Below are 18,552 nucleotides of genomic sequence, written 5' to 3'. Positions count from 1 at the left end.
CCCCTCCGGGGAGAGGGTGGCTGAGCGAAGCGAAGCCGGGTGAGGGGCAGTGAGGCTCGGACGATCCGCTCCACAGCCCCTCACCCCAGCCCTCTCCCCGACGGGGAGAGGGAGCAAGAGGGAGAAAGGACCATCATGACCGACCTCGACACCTTCCGTACCGAAACCCGCGCGTGGCTCGCGGAGAATTGCCCGCCAGAGATGCGCAAGCCGGTGCGCTCGGAAGACGACGTCTGCTGGGGTGGGCGTCAGTTCAAACCGTCGGTCCCGGCGCAGAAAGAATGGCTCGACAAGATGGCGGCCAAGGGCTGGACGGTGCCGGACTGGCCCCAGGCCTATGGCGGCGGCGGCCTCTCCCCCGCGGAAACCAAGATCCTGCGCGAAGAGATGGCGGCAATAAAAGCACGCAACCCGCTCAATTCGTTCGGAATCTCGATGCTTGGGCCGGCATTGCTCAAATACGGTACCGAGGAGCAGAAGCTCGATCACCTGACAAAGATCGCGCGCGCCGAAATCCGCTGGTGCCAGGGCTATTCCGAACCGAATGCCGGCTCCGACCTTGCCGGGCTTGCGACCTCGGCAGAGGACAAGGGCGACCATTATCTGGTCAATGGCCAGAAAGTGTGGACGTCCTATGCCGACAAGGCCGACTGGATCTTCTGCCTCGTCCGCACCGACAAGACGTCGAAGCAGGGCGGGATCAGCTTCGTGCTGTTCGACATGGCGTCGCCCGGCGTCTCGACCAAGCCGATCCTGCTGATCAGCGGCAATTCGCCGTTCTGCGAGACGTTCTTCGACAATGTCGAGGTGCCCAAGGTCAACCGCGTCTACGAGGAGAACAAGGGCTGGGACGTCGCGAAATACCTGCTCGGGCATGAGCGCGAGATGATTTCCGGCATGGGGCTCGCTTCCAGCGGCGGCAATCCGCTGATCGATGGGGCGATCGCGACCGTCGGGCTCGGGCATGACGGGCGGCTCGCCGATCCGTTGTTGCGCGCGTCGATCGCGTTGTTCGAGGTGCGCGCGAAGGCGTTCGGGGCGATGTCCGAGCGGTTCATCGACGAACTGAAGGCCGGCAAGGCGCATCCGGCGCAGCCGAGCATGATGAAATATTACGGCACCGAGCTGAACAAGAGCCGGTACGAACTGATGATGGCGGCGGGTGGCTCGGACGCGCTCGAATGGGACAGCGATCGGTCGCGGGGTGGTGCGATCCCGCGGTCGTGGCTGCGAACCAAGGCGAACTCGATCGAGGGTGGCACGAGCGAGATCCAGCTCAACATCATCGCCAAGCGGATCTTGGACCTGCCGGCGTAAGTCCCTCGCGCACTCTCACAATCGTCACCCCAGCGAAAGCTGGGGTCTCCCCGTAAGGAAACGCCCCCTTGCCGCACGATACCCCAGCTTTCGCTGGGGTGACGGGCTGCCTTGGGGCGACGGAGTATTCGAAATGCCACTCTACCTAGACGACGACCAGACCGTTCTGCAGGACACCATCCGCGATTTCGTCGCCGAACACGCACCGGTCAGCCACATGCGAGCCCTGCGCGACGCCGACGACCGGACCGGCTTCTCGCGCGGCCTGTGGAAGCAGTTCGCCGAGATAGGCTTTACCGGCATCCTGATCGGCGAGGGCCAGGGCGGGCTCGGGCTCGGCCATGTCGAGGCGGGCGTGGTGCTGGAGGAAATCGGACGCAACCTGTCCCCCTCCCCGTTCCTCTCCACTGCGGTCGCCGCGGTCGAGGCACTCAAGGGCACGGGGCAAGCGGAGCGCTGGTTTCCGGGGATCATCGCCGGCGAAACCGTCGCCGCGCTGGCGATCGACGAAGGCGCCAAGCACCGTGATACGGTAGCGATGAAGGCGGAGCGCTCGGGCAACGGCTTCAAGCTGAGCGGGGCGAAGCGCTTCGTGACGCACGGCCACACCGCAGACCTCATCATCGTTGCGGCACGCACTGGCGGCAGTGACGACGATAAGGACGGCATCACGCTGTTCGCGGTGCCCAAGGACGCAGCAGGTCTTTCGGCGCAGGCCGAGCGCCTTGCCGATTCGAGCCTGGCCGCGCGCCTCGAGTTCGACGGTGTCGAGGTCGATGCGGATGCGGTGATCGGCGAGGTCGATGCTGGGCGTACGCCGCTCGACCGCCTCCTCCGCGCGGGACGGACCGGGGCGTCCGCGGAACTGCTCGGCGTCGGCGGCGGGGCGATGGACATGACCGTCGACTATCTGAAGGAGCGCAAGCAGTTCGGCGCGCTGATCGGCAGCTTCCAGGCGCTCCAGCACCGGGCAGCGCATCTATATTCGGAGATGGAAGTCGCGCGGGCGGCCGTGTTGAAAGCGCAGCAACTGCTCGATCTCGGCAGCGACAGGGCGGACGAAGCGGTGTCGGTCGCCAAGGCGATGACCGCGCTGGCGACGACGCTCAGCGTCCAGGAGGGCGTGCAGATGCACGGTGGCATCGGTATGACCGACGAGTACGACATCGGCTTCTACATGAAGCGCGCGCGCGTTCTGGCGGAGATGTTCGGCGATGCAAACTTCCATGCTGACAGGCTCGCTATTGCAGCAGGGTACTAAGCATCACCGTTTCCCGGCGAAGGCCGGGACCCAGTTGGGCGACCTTGCCGCGAGCCACTACCATCCGTTACTGCGACCTTCCCAACTGGGCCCCGGCCTGCGCCGGGGAACAAGGTGAAGATTCTAGATGACGACTAATGCTCCCGAAACGTCACCCGAAGCGCTCGCCCAGGGTCTCGTCGACCTGCTCGAGATCGAGGAAGTCGACACGGACCTGTACGTCGGTAAGCGCCAGCCCGGCGGCGTCGGTCGGGTGTTCGGTGGCCAGGTGATCGCACAGGCGCTGCAAGCCGCGCAACGCTCCACCGAAGCGCCCAAGGCCGCGCATTCGTTGCACGCGTACTTCATGCGCCCTGGCAACGAGGACTACCCGATCGTCTTCCGCGTCGTCCGCGACTTCGAGGGGCGCAGTTTCGCAACGCGGCGCGTGATCGCGATGCAGAAAGGGCAGCCGATCCTTAACATGGCGGCGTCGTTCCAGACACCCGAGGACGGGCTGCATCATCAGGACGCTATGCCTGACGTCGCGCCGCCGGAAGATCTGCGCTCCGATCGCGAACTGCGCCTGGAAAGCATCGACGGCATCCCCGAGAAGTTCCGCGCGCACATGCTCCGCCAGCGTCCGATCGAGATCCGTCCGGTCAACCCGCGGAGCTGGATCGAGCCCGTTCCGCAACCCGCTGCTCACGCCAATTGGTTCCGTCTGGTGGCTCCCATCGGCGACGATCCTGCGATGCACCGCGCGATCTTGTCCTATGCGTCGGACATGGCGCTGCTCGGGACGGCGCTGCTGCCGCATGGTGTGAACTGGATCACGCCGGGGCTGCAAACCGCGAGCCTGGATCACTCATTATGGCTGCACGAAGATTTCCGTGCCGACGACTGGCTGCTCTACGCCTGCGACGCGCCGTGGTCGGGTCATGCGCGCGGGTTCAACCGTGGCCGGATCTTCTCGCGCGACGGCCGGCTGGTCGCCAGCGTCGCGCAGGAAGGGCTGATCCGCATGCGCGCGTAACTCCGGTTACTTGCGCGTCCAGACCTTCTCGCCGCCGATCCACGTCTCCTGCACGACGGTAGCGCGCAGGTCGGTCGGCGAGGCCAGCGTCGGATCGCGGTCGACGAGGATGAAGTCCGCGCGCTGACCGGGGGCGAGCGCACCGAACTTGGTCTCCGCAAACCCGGCATAGGCGGCGGCACCGGTCATCGCCCACCAGGCCTGCTCGCGCGTGACGAGTTCCTGCGACTGCCATCCACCCTGCGGTTGCCCGCTGGCATCCTGACGCGTGAACGCCGCTGCCCAGGTCGCGAACGGATCGGGCTTCTCGACCGGGAAGTCCGTGCCGAAGGCGAGCTTTGCGCCGTTGGTCAGCATCGACTTCCACGCATAGGCGCCAGCGAGACGGCTCGGCCCGAGCCGGGCCTCCGCCATGGTCCGATCGCTGGTCTGGTGGGTCGGCTGCATCGAGGCGATCGTGCCGAACTTTCCGAAGCGCGGCAGGTCGGTCGGATCGACAATCTGCGCATGCTCGATCCGCCAGCGCCGATCGCCGGTATAGGTCTCGCTTTCGACCTGGATCGCGTCGAGCACCTCCTGGTTGGCCTTGTCGCCGATCGCATGGACCGCAACCTGATAGCCGTCCATCGCCGCACGGCTCATCTGATTCTGCAACTGCGCGTCGGTCAGAAAGCCGAGCCCCGACTGGCCGGGCGCGTCGGCATAGGGCTTCAATAGCCAGGCGCCGCGCGAGCCCAGCGCACCGTCCGCGTACAACTTCACGCCGCCCATGCGCAGGCGATCGTTGTAAAGCCACGGCGTCGGTCCCTTGCCGCCGATTCGACCCGCGGTCTCGACGCCCATCGCATAGCTCATGATGCGGACGCGCAGCCCGCCGATGTCCGCCATCCGGCGATAGGTCAGCCAGTCGTCGAGCGTAGTGCCCATGTCAGCGACCGCGGTGACGCCGTAGCCGAGCAGGATGCGCTGCGCGGTGAGGAAGGCCGCGTCGCGCTCCTTGGGCAAAGGCTGTGGGACGACCTTCTCGATCAACGCTTGCGCGCTGTCGACGAACACGCCCGAGGGCGCACCGCCGGTCTTCTCGATGCGACCTCCTGACGGCGAGACGGTGGCACCCGTGATGCCAGCCTCGCGCATAGCCTCGCGGTTCGCCCACCCGGCGTGGCCGTCGGCGCGCGAGAGCCAGATCGGGTGACCGCCCGATACGGACTCGAGATCGGCGGCGGTCGGGAAGCGGCCCAGGCCCCAAACCTCCTGGTTCCAGCCGCGGCCGAGTACCCACTTCCGGTCGGGATTCCCCGCGACATAGGCAGCGATCCGCGATTTTGCCTCTTCAAGCGACTTGGTCATCGACAGGTCGAGCGACAGCGCACCGAAGCCGAGTTCAGCGACATGGCCGTGCGCGTCGATAAAGCCGGGCAGCACGGTCTTGCCGCCCATGTCGACCCGCCAGTCGTACAGCGGCTTGCCCGCGTTCTTCTTCAATTCCTTGCGGTTGAGCTTGGGCGCTTCCTCACCGGGGGGGACGAGCCGCGTGACGCGACCCTCCTTGTCGATCAGGATCGCCTTGAAATGGATCACGCGCCCGCCATCGGCGACCGTGATGCCGTTGACGTTGTCGACGATCCCGTCGGCCAGCGCCGGCGTCGAAAAAAGCGAGAGAACCGCAACGGACACCAGACAACGCAGCACTAGGACATTCTCCACACTTGCACGCAGGGATACCCGCGGAATTCGTCACTTTATTCGCTCGTACCAGTAGCTTGCACGCATGATAGCGATGAACCGCCAATGCTGGCGCGATCGTCATCGCACGATGAATGCCTGCCCGGCGTCTGCCCAAGCGCATAAGCAGTGTTTCCCACGCGCGCCAGATGGTCTAGCGGGTCGGGCATGGCTACCCAAGCTGCCGTAGCGGCATCCACCCTCCCCGTCTCGATCGACGACGTCCGCGTCGCGCATGACCGGATCCGCGCCTCGATCGTCCGCACGCCGACGCTTATCAGCCGTACGTTGAGCCAGATGACCGGCGCGACGGTGTATCTGAAGTTCGAGAACCTCCAGTTCACTGCCGCGTATAAGGAGCGCGGCGCGCTCAACACGCTGCTGCAACTGTCGCCGGAAGCCTGCGCCAAGGGCGTCATCGCGGCGTCGGCGGGAAACCATGCGCAGGGCCTCGCCTATCACGCCAACCGGCTCGGTATCCCCGCGACGATCGTGATGCCGACCAACACGCCGACCGTGAAGGTCATGCAGACCGAGGGTCACGGCGCCAATGTCGTGCTTCACGGCGAGACATTCGACGCGGCCTATGCGCATGCCCGGATCCTTGAAGGCGAGTGCGGCTTCACCTTCGTCCATCCGTTCGACGATCCCCGCGTCATTGCCGGTCAGGGGACCGTGGCGGTGGAAATGCTGGAAGACGTGCCGCAGATCGATACGCTGGTTATCCCGATCGGCGGCGGCGGCCTGATCTCGGGCATGTCGACGGTCGCGCGCGCCGCGAGCCAGCAAGCGGGTGGCCATCCGATCGAAGTCGTTGGCGTACAGGCCGAACTGTTCCCGTCGATGTACAACCGCATCAACGGCACCGACATGCCGTGCGCGGGCGATACGCTCGCCGAGGGGATCGCGGTCAAGGAGCCGGGCGCAATCACGTCACGGATCGTTGCCGAACTGGTCGACGAGATCGTGCTGGTCAGCGAACGCAGTCTGGAAGAGTCTGTCAGCCTGTTGCTCCAGATCGAGAAGACCGTCGTCGAGGGTGCTGGCGCTGCTGGTCTGGCGGCATTGCTGTCGCACCCGGGGCGGTTCGCGGGGCGGACCGTCGGCATCGTACTGTGCGGCGGCAACATCGATACGCGACTGCTCGCCAACGTGCTGTTGCGCGATCTGGCGCGGTCGGGCCGTCTCGCGCGGTTGCGGATCCGGTTGCAGGACAAGCCCGGCGCGCTGTTCCACGTCGCGCGGATCTTTGATCAGGAGCGCGTGAACATCATCGAGATCTATCACCAGCGTGTCTTCACGACGTTGCCGGCAAAGGGCCTGATCACCGACATCGAATGCGAGACGCGGGATCGCGCACATCTCGACCGGCTGGTGGGTGCGTTGCGCGCTGGCGGATATGAAACCTCGACCGTCGAACTGGCATAAATACCATGGTCGCGCCGTGATTTAAGGCGTTACCGCATTATCGTGGTAAACCCGCTTTGCAGTCCGGCGTGACGCCCTCATATACGGTCCCGCGCGGCTCATCGCGTTTGCCTGAAGGACATCCGGTTCGGTGACTGCGCCATATCGTTTCCCGCGCTTTTTCGTCACGAGCCCGTCCCCCTGCCCCTATTTACCGGGACGGGAGGAACGCAAGGTTTTCACGGAGTTGACGGGCCCCCACGCGAACGAGCTGAACGACGCTCTGGGACGGATCGGTTTTCGCCGCAGCCAGGGCGTCGCGTACCGCCCGTCATGCGTCGGGTGCACGGCATGCGTATCGGTGCGGGTTGTCACGAACGAATTCGTGCCGAACGCGACACAGCGCAAGTTGCTGAAACGCCATGGCGACATCGAAGTCACAGCCTGCAAGCCCTGGGCGACCGACGAACAATTCCAGCTTCTGCGCCGGTATCTCGGTACGCGTCACCCGGGGGGCGGGATGGCCGGCATGGACGAGGACGACTACGCCGACATGATCGAGCATTCGCCGGTCAATTCGGTCATCGTCGAGTACCGCGAACCCAGCGTCGACGGAACGCAAGGCAAGCTCGTCGGCGCTTGCCTCACCGATCAGCAGGCGGACGGTCTTTCGATGGTCTACAGCTTCTTTTCGGCCGACGAGGATAGCCGACCGGGCTTCGGCAACTTCATCATCATGGATCATATCCTCCGCGCGCGCGATGCGGGGTTGCCCTACGTGTACCTCGGCTATTGGGTGAAGGGCTCGCCCAGGATGGAATATAAAACGCGCTATCGGCCGTTGGAGGTTCTGGGGCCGGCAGGGTGGCGGCGGCTGGAAGATGCCGATCTGGCGCAACAATCCGCGCGTGTCGCGGCCATGGCCTGACGGTACGCCAAGCCGACATTACAGCAGCGCTTGACTGACTCCGAGAAGCTGCGTTCACAGGCGCCCTCAATCAATCCTCGCGCTGGACCACCACATCGACGTCGAGTTCCTCGTGGCCTTCGCCTAACCGCGATCCAGCGACTGCAGCAGCACCGACCGAGTCGAGGGCCATGGCAACGCGCACGTAATGTTCTTCCGGCGACATACCCGTGCAGGGGTCGAAGCCGACCCATCCGAGACCTTCGACATACGCTTCTGCCCAGCCGTGCGGGGTAGGAAAGTGCACGCTCTCGAAGTCGTTGTGATGATAGCCCGACACGTATCGTGCCGGCGCACCGAGCGACCGGGCGGCAACCGCGAACATCTGTGCCATGTCGCGCGAGGTAGCACTCGTCTTCCTAAAGGCGGCTCCCGCGGCAAGACCGGGTTCAGGCCGGCCTTCATCGAACTCGAAACGCTTGTGGAACGCCCGATTGAGCCGGTGCAACGCGCCGATCCGGTCCTTTGCTTCGCTGGCGGCCTCCGCCGCGAATTTACCAAGGGCGCGGTCAGGCATCGTCGCCTCGGTCGGACGCAGGAACAGTGCCGGAGGAAGTGTTTCGTGGACGCCGTGCACCACGCCGTCGGAATGGCTGGTGAGCACTTCACCCTTCACCGTGATCTCGATCCCGTCGACGGGACCTTCCGCGTACAGCATCGTCACCGCATTCCCGAAGCCGTCGCGGCCTGGACGCAACCGGGCGTCGCAATCGACGTCGATCCTCCACGAAGCAACCGTCTGGTCGTGCGTGTTTTCCGGCGTCAACCGAAGCATCTGGACCAGCCGTGCCTGCGGTTTGGAAAAGCGGTATATCGTGTGATGGTCGATCGACAGTCGCATCAAAGGAACTTGAACTGACGGCCGATCGCGCCGTGCAGCATCGCGTTCTCCGCGATGAACGCCTGGAGATACTGGTGCAATCCGGACGATATCACCTCGCCGGACCGCGTCTTGATCATTCGCGATGCGCGCATACGTGCCATCCTGTCGGCCTCCCCATGATTGCCCGTGCGTTTGGCCAGCAGATTGAGCACGTCGACCGTCTCCTCGACCGAAGCCGCCAAGCTCCGCGGCAGTTCGGCGCGTGCCAGCAGAAGGTCGATCACGTCGGCGGGACGCAAACCGTCGTTATACAGCCAGCGATAGGCGGTAACCGCGGAGACGGTCTGCAGGATCGTCGTCCACTGATCGCGGTCGATCGCGCCGCCCAGCCGTTCGCCTTCGGGCAGCAGGATATGGTATTTCACGTCGAGCAACCGCGCCGTGTTGTCCGCGCGCTCAACCGCCTGGCCGAGCCGGATGAACCATGTCGTCTGGTTGCGCAGCATCCGGTGGACCGCACCCTCGAACCCGCGCGTTTCGTTCTTGACCGCTTCGACCAGGTTCAACTGCGCGGTCGTGCTGCCCGGCGTCGCACGGTTTTCGAACAACAGCCACGCCCGGTTGATCGCGGTCCACGCCTCGCGGGTCAGCGCGGTGCGGACCGCCTTGGCGTTGTTGCGCGCCATGTCGAGGCAGCGGACGATCGAGCCGGGGTGGCTCGAGTCCAGCGTCAGGAAGCGGACGACGTCCCGCTGGCCGATCTCGACGCCGGTCGCAGCGAAGGCTTCGTCGGTCTCGGTGACGGCAAGTGCGGAGGCCCATGCAGCCTCGCCCGCGGGTTGCGACGACAGCACGTCGAGCCGGACGGTCGCCTCGACCAGACGGGCGATGAAGTCGGCGCGCTCGAAATAGCGGCCAAGCCAGTACAGCGACGAAGCGGTGCGCGAGAGCATCAAGCGGTACCACCCGAGGTCTGAGCACCCAATGTCTGCGACATGCTGCCCATCGTCTGCGTCATCCCGCCTCGGTCGATCCGCTGCGACTGGTCCGCCATCAGGACGAAGCTGTCCTTGGTGCCGCCGCCCTGGCTAGAATTCACGACCAGCGATCCCTCCTTGAGCGCGACGCGGGTGAGCCCCCCGGGCACGACCTGCACGCCGTTCGATCCGGTCAGCACGAACGGCCGAAAATCGACGTGGCGTGGCGACAGTCCGCCCTGCGCCATCGTCGGCACGGTCGACAGCGCCAGCGTCGGCTGGGCGATGTAACGATGCGGTTCGGCGATCAGCGCGGCGCGGAAATCCTCGATCTCCTGTTTCGACGCGGTCGGCCCGACGAGCATGCCGTAGCCGCCGGAGCCGTCGACGAGTTTAACGACGACTTCGGCTAGGTTGTCCAGGACGTATTGCAACGCTTGCGGTTCGCGGCAGCGCCAGGTTTCGACGTTGCGCAGCTTGCACTCGCCGCCCGAATAGAACTTCACGATATCAGGCATGTAGCTGTAGATCGCCTTGTCGTCGGCGATGCCGTTCCCCGGCGCGTTCATGATCGCGACGTTGCCGGCCGCATAGGCCGCGATCAGCCCCGGCACGCCGAGCGCGGAATCGGGGCGAAACACCAGCGGATCGAGATAATCGTCGTCGATCCGGCGATAGATCACGTCGACCTTCACCCGCCCCGCGATCGTCCGCATCCACACGACGTCGTCATCGACCACCAAATCGGCGGCCTCGACCAGCTCGATCCCCATCGAATCGGCGAGGAAGCTGTGCTCGTAATAAGCGGAATTATAATGGCCGGGGGTCAGCAATACGCAGGTCGGGTTCGAACCCGTGCCATGCGGCGCGACCGACTTCATCGTTTCGAGCAAAAGGTCCGGATAGCTGTCGACTGCGGCCACGCGAAATTCGCGGAACAGCTCAGGGCAGAGCCGCAGCATCGCCTCGCGATTTTCGAGCATGTAGCTGACGCCCGACGGGGTTCGTGCGTTGTCCTCGAGCACGAAGAAGTCGTCGGGTCCGGTGCGGACCAGATCGATCCCGCAGATATGCGCCCAGATCCCGTGCGGCGGCCGCATCCCGGCGATCTCCGGACGGAACTGCGCATTGCCGAGCACGAGGTCCTCGGGAAGGATGCCTTCCTTGAGGATGCGTCGCTCGCCGTAGATGTCGTCGAGGAACGCGTTGATCGCCTCGACCCGCTGGACGAGCCCGTCGGACAACCGGCTCCATTCGTCATGCAGGAACACGCGCGGGACGATGTCGAACGGGATGATCCGCTCGGCCGCCTCGTTCTCGCCGTACACCGCAAAGGTAATGCCGAGCTGGCGGAACGTGGTCTCGGCCGCCTCCTGCCGACGACGCAGTTCGGGGTCGGGCGTCTCCTCGATCCACCTCCCGAGTGCCGCCAATTCGGGACGGGCGGTCGTATCGCCCGGTGTCCCCATGATCTCGTCGAACGCTTGTTTCCCCATCGAAACGGTCAATTCCCCATCAAGCGTTGCGGTTCCATGCTGCAACGCTTTGGTGCGGCGCACAAGGGCTTGTTATCCACACTTTTTCAGGCGCCGAGTCCTTCCAGCAAGCCGGGCGTCAGGACCTGCGGCAGGACGGTCGGTTCGGCAGCCCCCGGCGCGTAATAGAGGTACAGCGGAACGCCCGCGCGGTTGTGCGACTGGATGAAGCGTCCCATCGTCGCATCGCCGTCGGTCCAGTCGCCGATCAGCACCGCGACCTTGTGCTTCGCGAACGCGTCACGCACGCCACGCGTCTCGATCGCGGCTTTCTCGTTGACCTTGCACGTCAGGCACCAGTCGGCCGTGAAATACACGAACACCGGACGCTTTTCGGCACGCAGCGATGCGAGCTTGGCTTCGGTAAAGACTTCGTCGCCAGCGGCCTCGGTCTTTGCCGACGGCTGCGGCGTCTGCGCGATCAGCGCTGCGCTGCCGACGAAGACGATGGCGAGCGCAATCTGCGCGACCAAGCCGAACGCCTTGCCCTTGCGCTGCCGCGTGCCGCCGATCCAGAGGACCACGCCGACGCCCAGTACCGCGACCAGTGCGAGCGTGAGCGCTTCGACGCCGGTCTGGCGGCCAAGCACCCAGCCGAGCGCGATCGCGGTCAGGAACATCGGCACCGACAGGACATGGCGGAACGTCTCCATCCATACGCCGGGCCTTGGCAACCAGCGGCGCCACGAGGGAATGAAGCCGATCGCGAGGAACGGCAGCGACAAGCCGATCCCGAGCCCGCCGAACACGGCCAGCGCCGCCGGCCACGGCAAGACCAGCGCCGCACCGAGCGCCGCCCCCATGAACGGCCCGGTGCAGGGGGTGGCAATGAACGCCGCGAGCGCGCCGGTCGCGAACGCCCCGCTCGCACCGCTTTCACCCGCGAAGCGCGGTGTCGGCACCTCGAACAGGCCGGAGAGATTGAACGCGATCGCCACGCTCAGCAGCAGCAGCACGACGATCGCGCCGGGGTGCTGCAACTGGAACGCCCAGCCGACGGCCGAGCCGCCCGCGCGCAAGGCCAGGATCGCCGCACCGAGGCCGAGGCAAACCAGCACGACGCCGGCGGTATAGGCCAGGGCCTCGCCCCGCGCGTCCTTCTCGCTGGCACCACCGCGTGCCAGGCTGAGTGCCTTGAGGCTGAGAATCGGAAACACGCACGGCATGATATTGAGGATCAGCCCGCCGAGCACCGCACCGGCGAACGCGACCAGCGCGGTCAGCCAGATGCTCTCGCTGGACGTGCCGGTGGAGCCGGTATCGGCGATCGCGCCGACGGTGGCCTTGACGCTGAGCCCCTGCCCTTCGCCGATGCGGAGCACACCGTCGATCGGTCCGGTCGCCTTGCCGTTCGCGGCGACCTTGGTCGCGATCGTCAGCCGGTCGCCGTCACGGGTCACCGTCTGCGCCGCGCCATTGTCGACGACGCCGGTGGTGACGGGGAAGAAATACGCCTTGTCAGCGGTCGCACCCGCCGGAAACGGCACCGAGATCCGGAGCGACCCGTTGGTCACCGCGTATGTCGCGCCGGCATCGAGCGGCTTTGGGATCGCGCGTCGCCAGTCCGCGAACGCCGCGGCCGCGGTCGGCGCGCCGTCACCGATCGTAAGGTCGAGCGACAACGCCTGTTCCTCCGGCACGCAGATCGTCGCCGAACACACCAAATAGCTCGTCTTCAACCGGATCGGCAGCTTGGCTCCTGCCGCCAGGCCGGCCGGAACCTGGATCGTCACGAGCGGCGCATAAGGCGCCTCGTAGACATAGTTCATCAGGCCCGCGATCAGCAGCGTCGTCGGCACCGGCCATTCCGGATCGCCGGCCTTGGCGCCAGCGGGCAGCGTCCAGTCGAACGTCGCCGGAAAACCTGCGTCCCCGGGATTCCGCCAATAGCCGTGCCAGCCCTTCTCGGGCGTGGTCGCGAGCGCGATCATCAACGGCGCGCCGGCCTTCGGGTGATCGCTCTCCGCGACCAGACGCATCGTCAGATGCTGGCTGGAGCCGTTCAGCGATTCCGCCGCCGCAGGCGTTCCCAGCGCGAGCGCGCTCAGCGCAGCAAAAACCGTCATCACGACGCAACGTAAACTGCGCATGGCCATCCTTGTGTCGTTCATCGCGCAAAGCCATAGCGATGACGATGTCGTATTGCACTTCAAAGCGTCGCGCCGGATCGCCGGCCCGGTCGCTGCCTGGCGCTTGCTAAAGGACTGTTCGTGAAAGCACTTATTGTCGCGCTCCTGCTGGCCTCGGCCGCTTCGGTCTCTGCCCAGACCGCCCCGGCGCCCGCGCCCGCACCGGCGGTTCAGCCGACCACCCCGCCGAAGCTGATCGTCGCGATTTCGGTAGACCAGTTCGCCGCCGACCTGTTCCAGCAATATCGCAACCGCTACACCGGCGGCTTCACGCGACTGCTGAACGGCGCGGTGTTCCCGAGCGGGTACCAGAGCCACGCCGCGACCGAGACGTGCCCCGGCCACTCGACGATCCTGACGGGGATGCGACCTGCGCATACCGGGATCATCGCCAACAACTGGGTCGACCAGCGCGCCGGGCGGACCGACAAGATCGTCTATTGCTCGGAGGACGAGCGCGTCGCGGGCAGCACGCATGACAGCTACACCGTGTCGGACATGCACCTGAAGGTGCCGACGCTCGGCGAAATGATGAAGGCACGCGACCCGCGGACGCGTTCGGTCTCGGTTGCGGGGAAGGACCGCGCGGCGGTGATGATGGGCGGCCACAAGGTCGACGAGCTCTGGTGGTGGGACGGCAAGACCTACGTCTCCTACGCGGGCCGCGCGGTGCCGCCGGCGGTGCAGCGCACGCGCGATGCGGTCGCCGCGCTGATCGCCAAGCCGCAGCCGGCACTGCCGCTCCCCGGCTATTGCGCGAGCGTGAACCATCCGATCGTGATCGCCGGCAAGACCTACGGCCAGGGCCGGTTCGAGCGCGAAGCCGGCGACGCCAAGGGTTTCCGCGTGTCGCCAGCCTCCGACGCGGCGGTATTCGCGATGGCGGCCGCGCTGGTGCAGGACATGAAGCTCGGCAAGGGTCCACAGACCGACATCATCGACATCGGTGCGTCGGCGACCGATTACGTCGGGCATACCTACGGCACGCAAGGGACCGAGATGTGCATCCAGATGGCCGAACTCGACCGGACGCTGGGCGATTTCTTCGGCGTGATGGATGAGACCGGCGTCGATTACGAGGTCGTGCTGACCGCGGATCACGGCGCGCACGATGCGACCGAACGCCAGCAGCAGCGGGCGATGCCGATGGAAGCGCACATGGACGAGAACGTGCTCGCCAAGCAGGTCGGCACGGCGATCGCCAATGAGCTGGGCCTGCCGGGCAGCGTCCTGCTCGGCACCGAGGGCGACGTGTATATCGACGATGCCCTGCCCGCGAAGACCCGCGCGAAGGTGCTGGCCGAAGCGCTGAGCCGCTATCGCGCGATGCCGCAGGTAGCGGCTGCGTTCTCGGCCGCGGACATCATGGCGACGCCGATGGCCAAGACCCCACCCGAAACCTGGACTCTGATCGAGCGTGCGCGTGCGTCGTTCTACGAGGGGCGTTCGGGACAGATGGTCGTGTTGCTCAAGCCGCGCGTCACGACGATCGTGTCGCCAGCGGGCGGCTATGTCGAAACGCACGGGTCGCCCTGGGATTATGACCGCCGCGTGCCGATCCTGTTCTGGCGCAAGGGGATGACCGGGTTCGAACAGCCCTTGTCGGTGGAGACGGTGGATATCGTGCCGACCCTCGCGGCGACGATCGGGTTGCCGGTGAGCGGACTGGACGGCCGGTGCCTCGACCTGGATCCCGGTGCTGCGAGCACGTGTCCCGGCTGAGGCAGGTCTCCCCTAGCTTGTTCTCCCGCAAGGGCGGGAGACCAAGCGTATTTGGTGGGGTGCTGCTTCCGCCGGAAATCCTTCATCCCAGCGAAAGCTGGGATCTCCCCGCGACCGTGCGAGCCCATCCGAATTGGGATACCCCAGCTCTAGCTGAAGTGACGAATAGGGGTTGGGACGCGGATCGGTTTAGCGCGTCTCGAACGCTCGCAGCCCGGCACCCAGGCGGTTCGCGCCGATCGCCAGCTTATCATGGCTGTAATCCGCGACGAACGCCGGGCTGGTGCTGTCCCCCGGCGACAGCCGTGCATCGTTCGCCTCGATCCGCAGCCCGGTCGAGCTATACGTCTTCGCCTCGGCGGCAACCACGATCAGCCCGCCATGATTCTCCTTGTGCGTGCCCTGTACGAACGTGTTGCGCGCGATCAGGCCGGTCCCGCCATCGGACAGGTCGATCATGTAGTTGGTCTTCCGGCCGCCGGTATCGTCGAAACTGTTGTCGGTGATCGTCACGGTCGGGCTGCGGAGCTTGACGTAATGCCCGCCGGTGCCGCGCTCGAACCGCGAATTGGTCACCGACACGCTGCCGTCGTTGGCGAGGTAGATCGCATGCGAACAGCCCGGCGACACGTCGCACTGGCCGAGTCCGGAAAAGGTCGAGCGATCGACCGTGATCCGCTTGGTCGTCGGTCCGCCGCCCAATATGCCTTCCTGGCTGTTCAGGAACATCGAATTGGTCACGGTCAGGTTGCCCATCTCGATCCGGATACCGGCGCCGTTGCCGTCCCCCACGCTGTAGCCGCGGAAGACGATGCCATCGACCGCCGAGCCGAGCCCGCGCAGGACGAACGCCGCCTTGCCCTCGCACGCGACGCTGTCGAAGATGGCGGTACCAGCCTGCACGGCCTTGAACGTGATGTGGCCACCAGCCTGCACCGCGCATTGCCGATACGTGCCCGGCGCGATCAGGATCGTCGCCGTCCCCTGCTGGATCGACGACACCGCCTCCTGGAGACTGGCGAAGCCCCGCCCGTTGACGGTGAACGGCGCACCGGTCTGCGCCAGCGCCGGGACGGAAAGCAGCGCGAGGGCCAACAGCGATCGTTTCATGGGACGTCCTCTCAGGGTCACGATGCACCCGCCAACCGAGGCGGTGCAAGGCGGGTCGAGACTATCATCGGCGATCGACCGACCCAACACCCGCGAACACGTCGCCTGTCCCGGAATGGCGCATACAATCGGGTCCAACGCCGGTAGCGGACCTGTATTGCCGCTGCGCCGTAATCTGCATAATACCGCTACCGTAACAACACCGGCGGGGGGGATCCCGACCTGGTATCAGGGGGGATCACATGCACGCCATGACGCCGACGGAGGTTTTCCTCCTCGCAATGCTCATCATCTTCACGGTCCCGTATCTGGTCTGGCGACTGGGCCGGACCGATTACTGGGCGCCGCTGGTGGTGGTGCAGATCTTCGGCGGCATCCTGCTCGGGCCGGGCGTGCTCGGCGCGGCGTTTCCCGACTATTACGCAACGATCTTCACGCCGGCGACGCTCGGCTCGCTCAACGGCATTGCGTGGTGGGCGGTGATGATGTTCGTCTGGGTCGCCGGCATCGAACTCGATCTCGGCGAGGCCTGGAAGCGCCGTCGCGAAACCGGCGTCACCGCAGGGCTTGCCTTGGGCGTGCCGCTCGTGACCGGCAGCATCGCCGCTGCGATCATGCTGCAATGGCCGGGCTGGCGCGGACCGGACGGCGCGACCTGGCAGGTGATCCTCGGCATCGGCATGGCCTGCGCCGTCACCGCGCTGCCGATCCTGGTGCTGCTGATGGAGAAGCTCGACATTCTGCGCCGACCGCTCGGCCAGCGCGTGCTCCGCTATGCCAGCCTCGACGACATCGCGATCTGGGGCGTGCTCGCGCTGATCCTGCTCGACTGGGAGCGGGTCGGTCGGCAGGGCGGTTTCCTCGTCGGGTTCGCGGTGGCGGCGCTCATCGTGCGCAAACTGATGGCGCGGATCGAGGAAGGTGATCGCTGGTACGTCAGCCTGATCTGGCTCGCCGGCTGCGGGTTCGCGGCGGACTGGGCGGGGCTGCACTTCATGGTTGGCGCGTTCCTGTCGGGCGCGGTGCTCGATTCGAAATGGTTCACCACCGCGAAGATGGACCAGTTTCGCCATTTCGTACTGCTCGCGGTGATGCCGGTATTCTTCCTGTCGACGGGTTTGAAGACGCAGTGGGCGGTCGGCGGTCACGCGGTGTTCGGCGCGGCGGCGTTGCTGCTCGTCGCGTCGGTTGGCGGCAAGCTCGCCGGGGTTCATGCCGCCGGGCGGATCCTGAAATGGCGGCCGGGCGAGGCCTCGGCGATCGGCTGGCTACTCCAGACCAAGGCGCTGATCATGATCATCTTCGTCAACATCCTGCTCGACAAGAAGATCATCACCAACGAGACCTTCACCGCGCTGCTGCTGATGGCGCTGGCGAGCACCATGCTGACGATCCCGATCGTCGCGCCGCGGCTGAAGAAGTTTCCGGATCTGCTGAAGCGGAGCGCCTAGGCGCCCGCGTTGAGCAGTTCGTGACGCTTCAGGGCGTGGCGGAGCTGGTCGTAGCTCAGGCCGAGCGCTTCGGCGGTGGCGCGCTGGTTGAAACGATGTTCCGACAGCGCGCGTGACAGGAGGTCGCGTTCGAAGCGCGACACGCGGGACTTGAAGTCGGAGGGGCCCTCCTCGCACGCGACCACCGGGTCCTCGCTATCCTCCGTCTCGACCGGTTGCGGAGCCGCGGCCGCCGGCTTCGGCGCGGTCGAGGCGCCAGGGCGATGCGGCGACTGGAACGGGTCGATCTCGATCGCGTCGATCGGCCCGGTTTTTTCCCAGCGATACACCGCGCGCTCGACGACGTTGCGGAGTTCGCGGACGTTGCCGGGCCAGCGGTACGCGATCAGCGCATCCATCGCCGCCGGGCCGAAACCCTCCCAGCGCTCGCGCCCGAGTTCGGAGGCCATGCGCCGTCCAAAATGCTCGGCGAGCACCACCACGTCGCCGGTCCGTGCGCGCAGCGGCGGCAAGGTCACCACCTCGAACGACAACCGGTCGAGCAGATCGGCGCGGAACTCGTGCCGGTCGACCTTGTCGGGCAGATGCTCGTTGGTCGCCGCGACGATCCGCACGTCGACCCGCATCGGGCGCGACGAGCCGATCCGCGTGATCTCGCCATATTCGACCGCGCGCAGCAACCGATCCTGCGCCGCCATCGACAGCGTCCCTAGCTCGTCGAGGAACAGCGTGCCGCCATCGGCCTCCTCGAACCGCCCGACCCGCGCCTTGGTCGCGCCGGTGAACGCACCCGCCTCATGCCCGAACAACTCCGCCTCGATCAGCGTCTCGGGCAGTGCCGCGCAGTTCATGATGACCAGCGGCTGATCCCACCGCGGCGACAGGCGGTGGAGGCGTTCCGCGACCAGTTCCTTGCCCGTGCCGCGCTCGCCGATCACCAGCACGGGACGGTCCAGCGCCGCCGCCCGCGATGCGCGTTCGAGCGCGGCCATGAACGTGCCGGACTCGCCGATGACCTGTGTGGTTCGCTCCATGGCGAAGATGTGGCGCGAATTCCCAACTCTTGGCAAGCTTGCGGTGCGCGCCCGGACGGCAAATTCGCGCAAACCCCTG

At 65.9% G+C, this 18,552-nt stretch carries 14 protein-coding genes; 7 read left to right on the top strand and 7 right to left on the bottom strand.

Going from position 1 to position 18,552, the window contains the following annotated elements; translation table 11 throughout:
• Positions 1-132: 132 nt before the first annotated feature.
• The 3 genes from SJY41_RS03550 (at position 133) to SJY41_RS03540 (ending at position 3,593) form a co-directional block, all read left to right on the top strand.
• Positions 133-1,317 (top strand): acyl-CoA dehydrogenase family protein, encoded by a 1,185-nt coding sequence (locus tag SJY41_RS03550; protein ID WP_380784043.1) that lies wholly within the window; start codon positions 133-135, stop codon positions 1,315-1,317.
• Between the two features lie 133 nt (positions 1,318-1,450).
• Complete coding sequence (locus tag SJY41_RS03545) at positions 1,451-2,578, top strand: acyl-CoA dehydrogenase family protein (RefSeq protein ID WP_380779119.1); 1,128 nt, start codon at positions 1,451-1,453, stop codon at positions 2,576-2,578.
• Positions 2,579-2,705: 127 nt separating this feature from the next.
• Complete coding sequence (locus tag SJY41_RS03540; RefSeq protein ID WP_380779118.1) at positions 2,706-3,593, top strand: acyl-CoA thioesterase; 888 nt, start codon at positions 2,706-2,708, stop codon at positions 3,591-3,593.
• A 6-nt stretch (positions 3,594-3,599) separates the two neighbouring features.
• Here SJY41_RS03540 and SJY41_RS03535 read toward each other — a convergent pair whose 3' ends face one another.
• Positions 3,600-5,285, bottom strand: coding sequence for an amidohydrolase (locus tag SJY41_RS03535; protein ID WP_380779116.1), 1,686 nt, complete (start codon positions 5,283-5,285; stop codon positions 3,600-3,602).
• A 201-nt stretch (positions 5,286-5,486) separates the two neighbouring features.
• On the opposite strand from SJY41_RS03535, the gene SJY41_RS03530 reads away from it, so the two are divergent.
• Entirely contained in the window at positions 5,487-6,746 is a 1,260-nt protein-coding gene (locus tag SJY41_RS03530; RefSeq protein WP_380779114.1) for a threonine ammonia-lyase, read from the top strand.
• A 130-nt stretch (positions 6,747-6,876) separates the two neighbouring features.
• The gene (locus SJY41_RS03525) at positions 6,877-7,653 is read left to right on the top strand and encodes an arginyltransferase (RefSeq protein WP_380779112.1); all 777 of its coding nucleotides are present in this window, start codon (positions 6,877-6,879) and stop codon (positions 7,651-7,653) included.
• A gap of 70 nt (positions 7,654-7,723) precedes the next feature.
• Here the strand turns inward: SJY41_RS03525 and SJY41_RS03520 are convergent, their stop codons facing one another.
• The 4 genes from SJY41_RS03520 to SJY41_RS03505 all read right to left on the bottom strand — a co-directional run bounded on the left by SJY41_RS03520 (position 7,724) and on the right by SJY41_RS03505 (position 13,117).
• Positions 7,724-8,533 (bottom strand): transglutaminase N-terminal domain-containing protein, encoded by an 810-nt coding sequence (locus SJY41_RS03520; protein WP_380779110.1) that lies wholly within the window; start codon positions 8,531-8,533, stop codon positions 7,724-7,726.
• A complete protein-coding gene (locus SJY41_RS03515) occupies positions 8,533-9,468 on the bottom strand; it encodes an alpha-E domain-containing protein (RefSeq protein WP_380779108.1) in 936 nt (311 codons plus the stop codon). The genes SJY41_RS03520 and SJY41_RS03515 overlap by 1 nt, the downstream gene beginning before the upstream one ends.
• A complete protein-coding gene (locus SJY41_RS03510; protein ID WP_380779107.1) occupies positions 9,468-10,988 on the bottom strand; it encodes a circularly permuted type 2 ATP-grasp protein in 1,521 nt (506 codons plus the stop codon). Before SJY41_RS03510 ends, SJY41_RS03515 begins: the two co-directional genes overlap by 1 nt.
• Before the next feature lie 86 nt (positions 10,989-11,074).
• Entirely contained in the window at positions 11,075-13,117 is a 2,043-nt protein-coding gene (locus tag SJY41_RS03505; protein WP_380779105.1) for a protein-disulfide reductase DsbD family protein, read from the bottom strand.
• Between the two features lie 120 nt (positions 13,118-13,237).
• Between SJY41_RS03505 and SJY41_RS03500 the strand changes: the two genes are divergently transcribed.
• On the top strand, positions 13,238-14,878 hold the full coding sequence (locus tag SJY41_RS03500; RefSeq protein WP_380779102.1) for an alkaline phosphatase family protein: 1,641 nt from the start codon (positions 13,238-13,240) through the stop codon (positions 14,876-14,878).
• Between the two features lie 189 nt (positions 14,879-15,067).
• Here SJY41_RS03500 and SJY41_RS03495 read toward each other — a convergent pair whose 3' ends face one another.
• On the bottom strand, positions 15,068-15,988 hold the full coding sequence (locus SJY41_RS03495; RefSeq protein ID WP_380779100.1) for a right-handed parallel beta-helix repeat-containing protein: 921 nt from the start codon (positions 15,986-15,988) through the stop codon (positions 15,068-15,070).
• 242 nt (positions 15,989-16,230) lie between these two features.
• Between SJY41_RS03495 and SJY41_RS03490 the strand changes: the two genes are divergently transcribed.
• Positions 16,231-17,439, top strand: coding sequence for a cation:proton antiporter (locus tag SJY41_RS03490; RefSeq protein WP_380779098.1), 1,209 nt, complete (start codon positions 16,231-16,233; stop codon positions 17,437-17,439).
• Here SJY41_RS03490 and pspF read toward each other — a convergent pair.
• A complete protein-coding gene (gene pspF, locus SJY41_RS03485; protein ID WP_380779095.1) occupies positions 17,436-18,473 on the bottom strand; it encodes a phage shock protein operon transcriptional activator in 1,038 nt (345 codons plus the stop codon). The genes SJY41_RS03490 and pspF overlap by 4 nt on opposite strands.
• Between the last annotated feature and the right edge of the window lie 79 nt (positions 18,474-18,552).

It is taken from the genome of Sphingomonas sp. R86520, from assembly GCF_042466285.1.
In the GTDB taxonomy this organism is placed as follows: Bacteria; Pseudomonadota; Alphaproteobacteria; order Sphingomonadales; family Sphingomonadaceae; genus Sphingomonas.
This window is presented reverse-complemented; position numbering and strand designations above follow the sequence as displayed.

Bases quoted from the DNA above. Each gene is read 5' to 3' on its own strand.
- SJY41_RS03495 (WP_380779100.1), bottom strand. From the start codon at position 15,988: ATGAAACGATCGCTGTTGGCCCTCGCGCTGCTTTCCGTCCCGGCGCTG.
- SJY41_RS03490 (WP_380779098.1), top strand. From the start codon at position 16,231: ATGCACGCCATGACGCCGACGGAGGTTTTCCTCCTCGCAATGCTCATC.
- SJY41_RS03540 (WP_380779118.1), top strand. From the start codon at position 2,706: ATGACGACTAATGCTCCCGAAACGTCACCCGAAGCGCTCGCCCAGGGT.
- SJY41_RS03545 (WP_380779119.1), top strand. From the start codon at position 1,451: ATGCCACTCTACCTAGACGACGACCAGACCGTTCTGCAGGACACCATC.
- SJY41_RS03505 (WP_380779105.1), bottom strand. From the start codon at position 13,117: ATGCGCAGTTTACGTTGCGTCGTGATGACGGTTTTTGCTGCGCTGAGC.
- SJY41_RS03530 (WP_380779114.1), top strand. From the start codon at position 5,487: ATGGCTACCCAAGCTGCCGTAGCGGCATCCACCCTCCCCGTCTCGATC.
- pspF (WP_380779095.1), bottom strand. From the start codon at position 18,473: ATGGAGCGAACCACACAGGTCATCGGCGAGTCCGGCACGTTCATGGCC.
- SJY41_RS03510 (WP_380779107.1), bottom strand. From the start codon at position 10,988: ATGGGGAAACAAGCGTTCGACGAGATCATGGGGACACCGGGCGATACG.
- SJY41_RS03520 (WP_380779110.1), bottom strand. From the start codon at position 8,533: ATGCGACTGTCGATCGACCATCACACGATATACCGCTTTTCCAAACCG.
- SJY41_RS03515 (WP_380779108.1), bottom strand. From the start codon at position 9,468: ATGCTCTCGCGCACCGCTTCGTCGCTGTACTGGCTTGGCCGCTATTTC.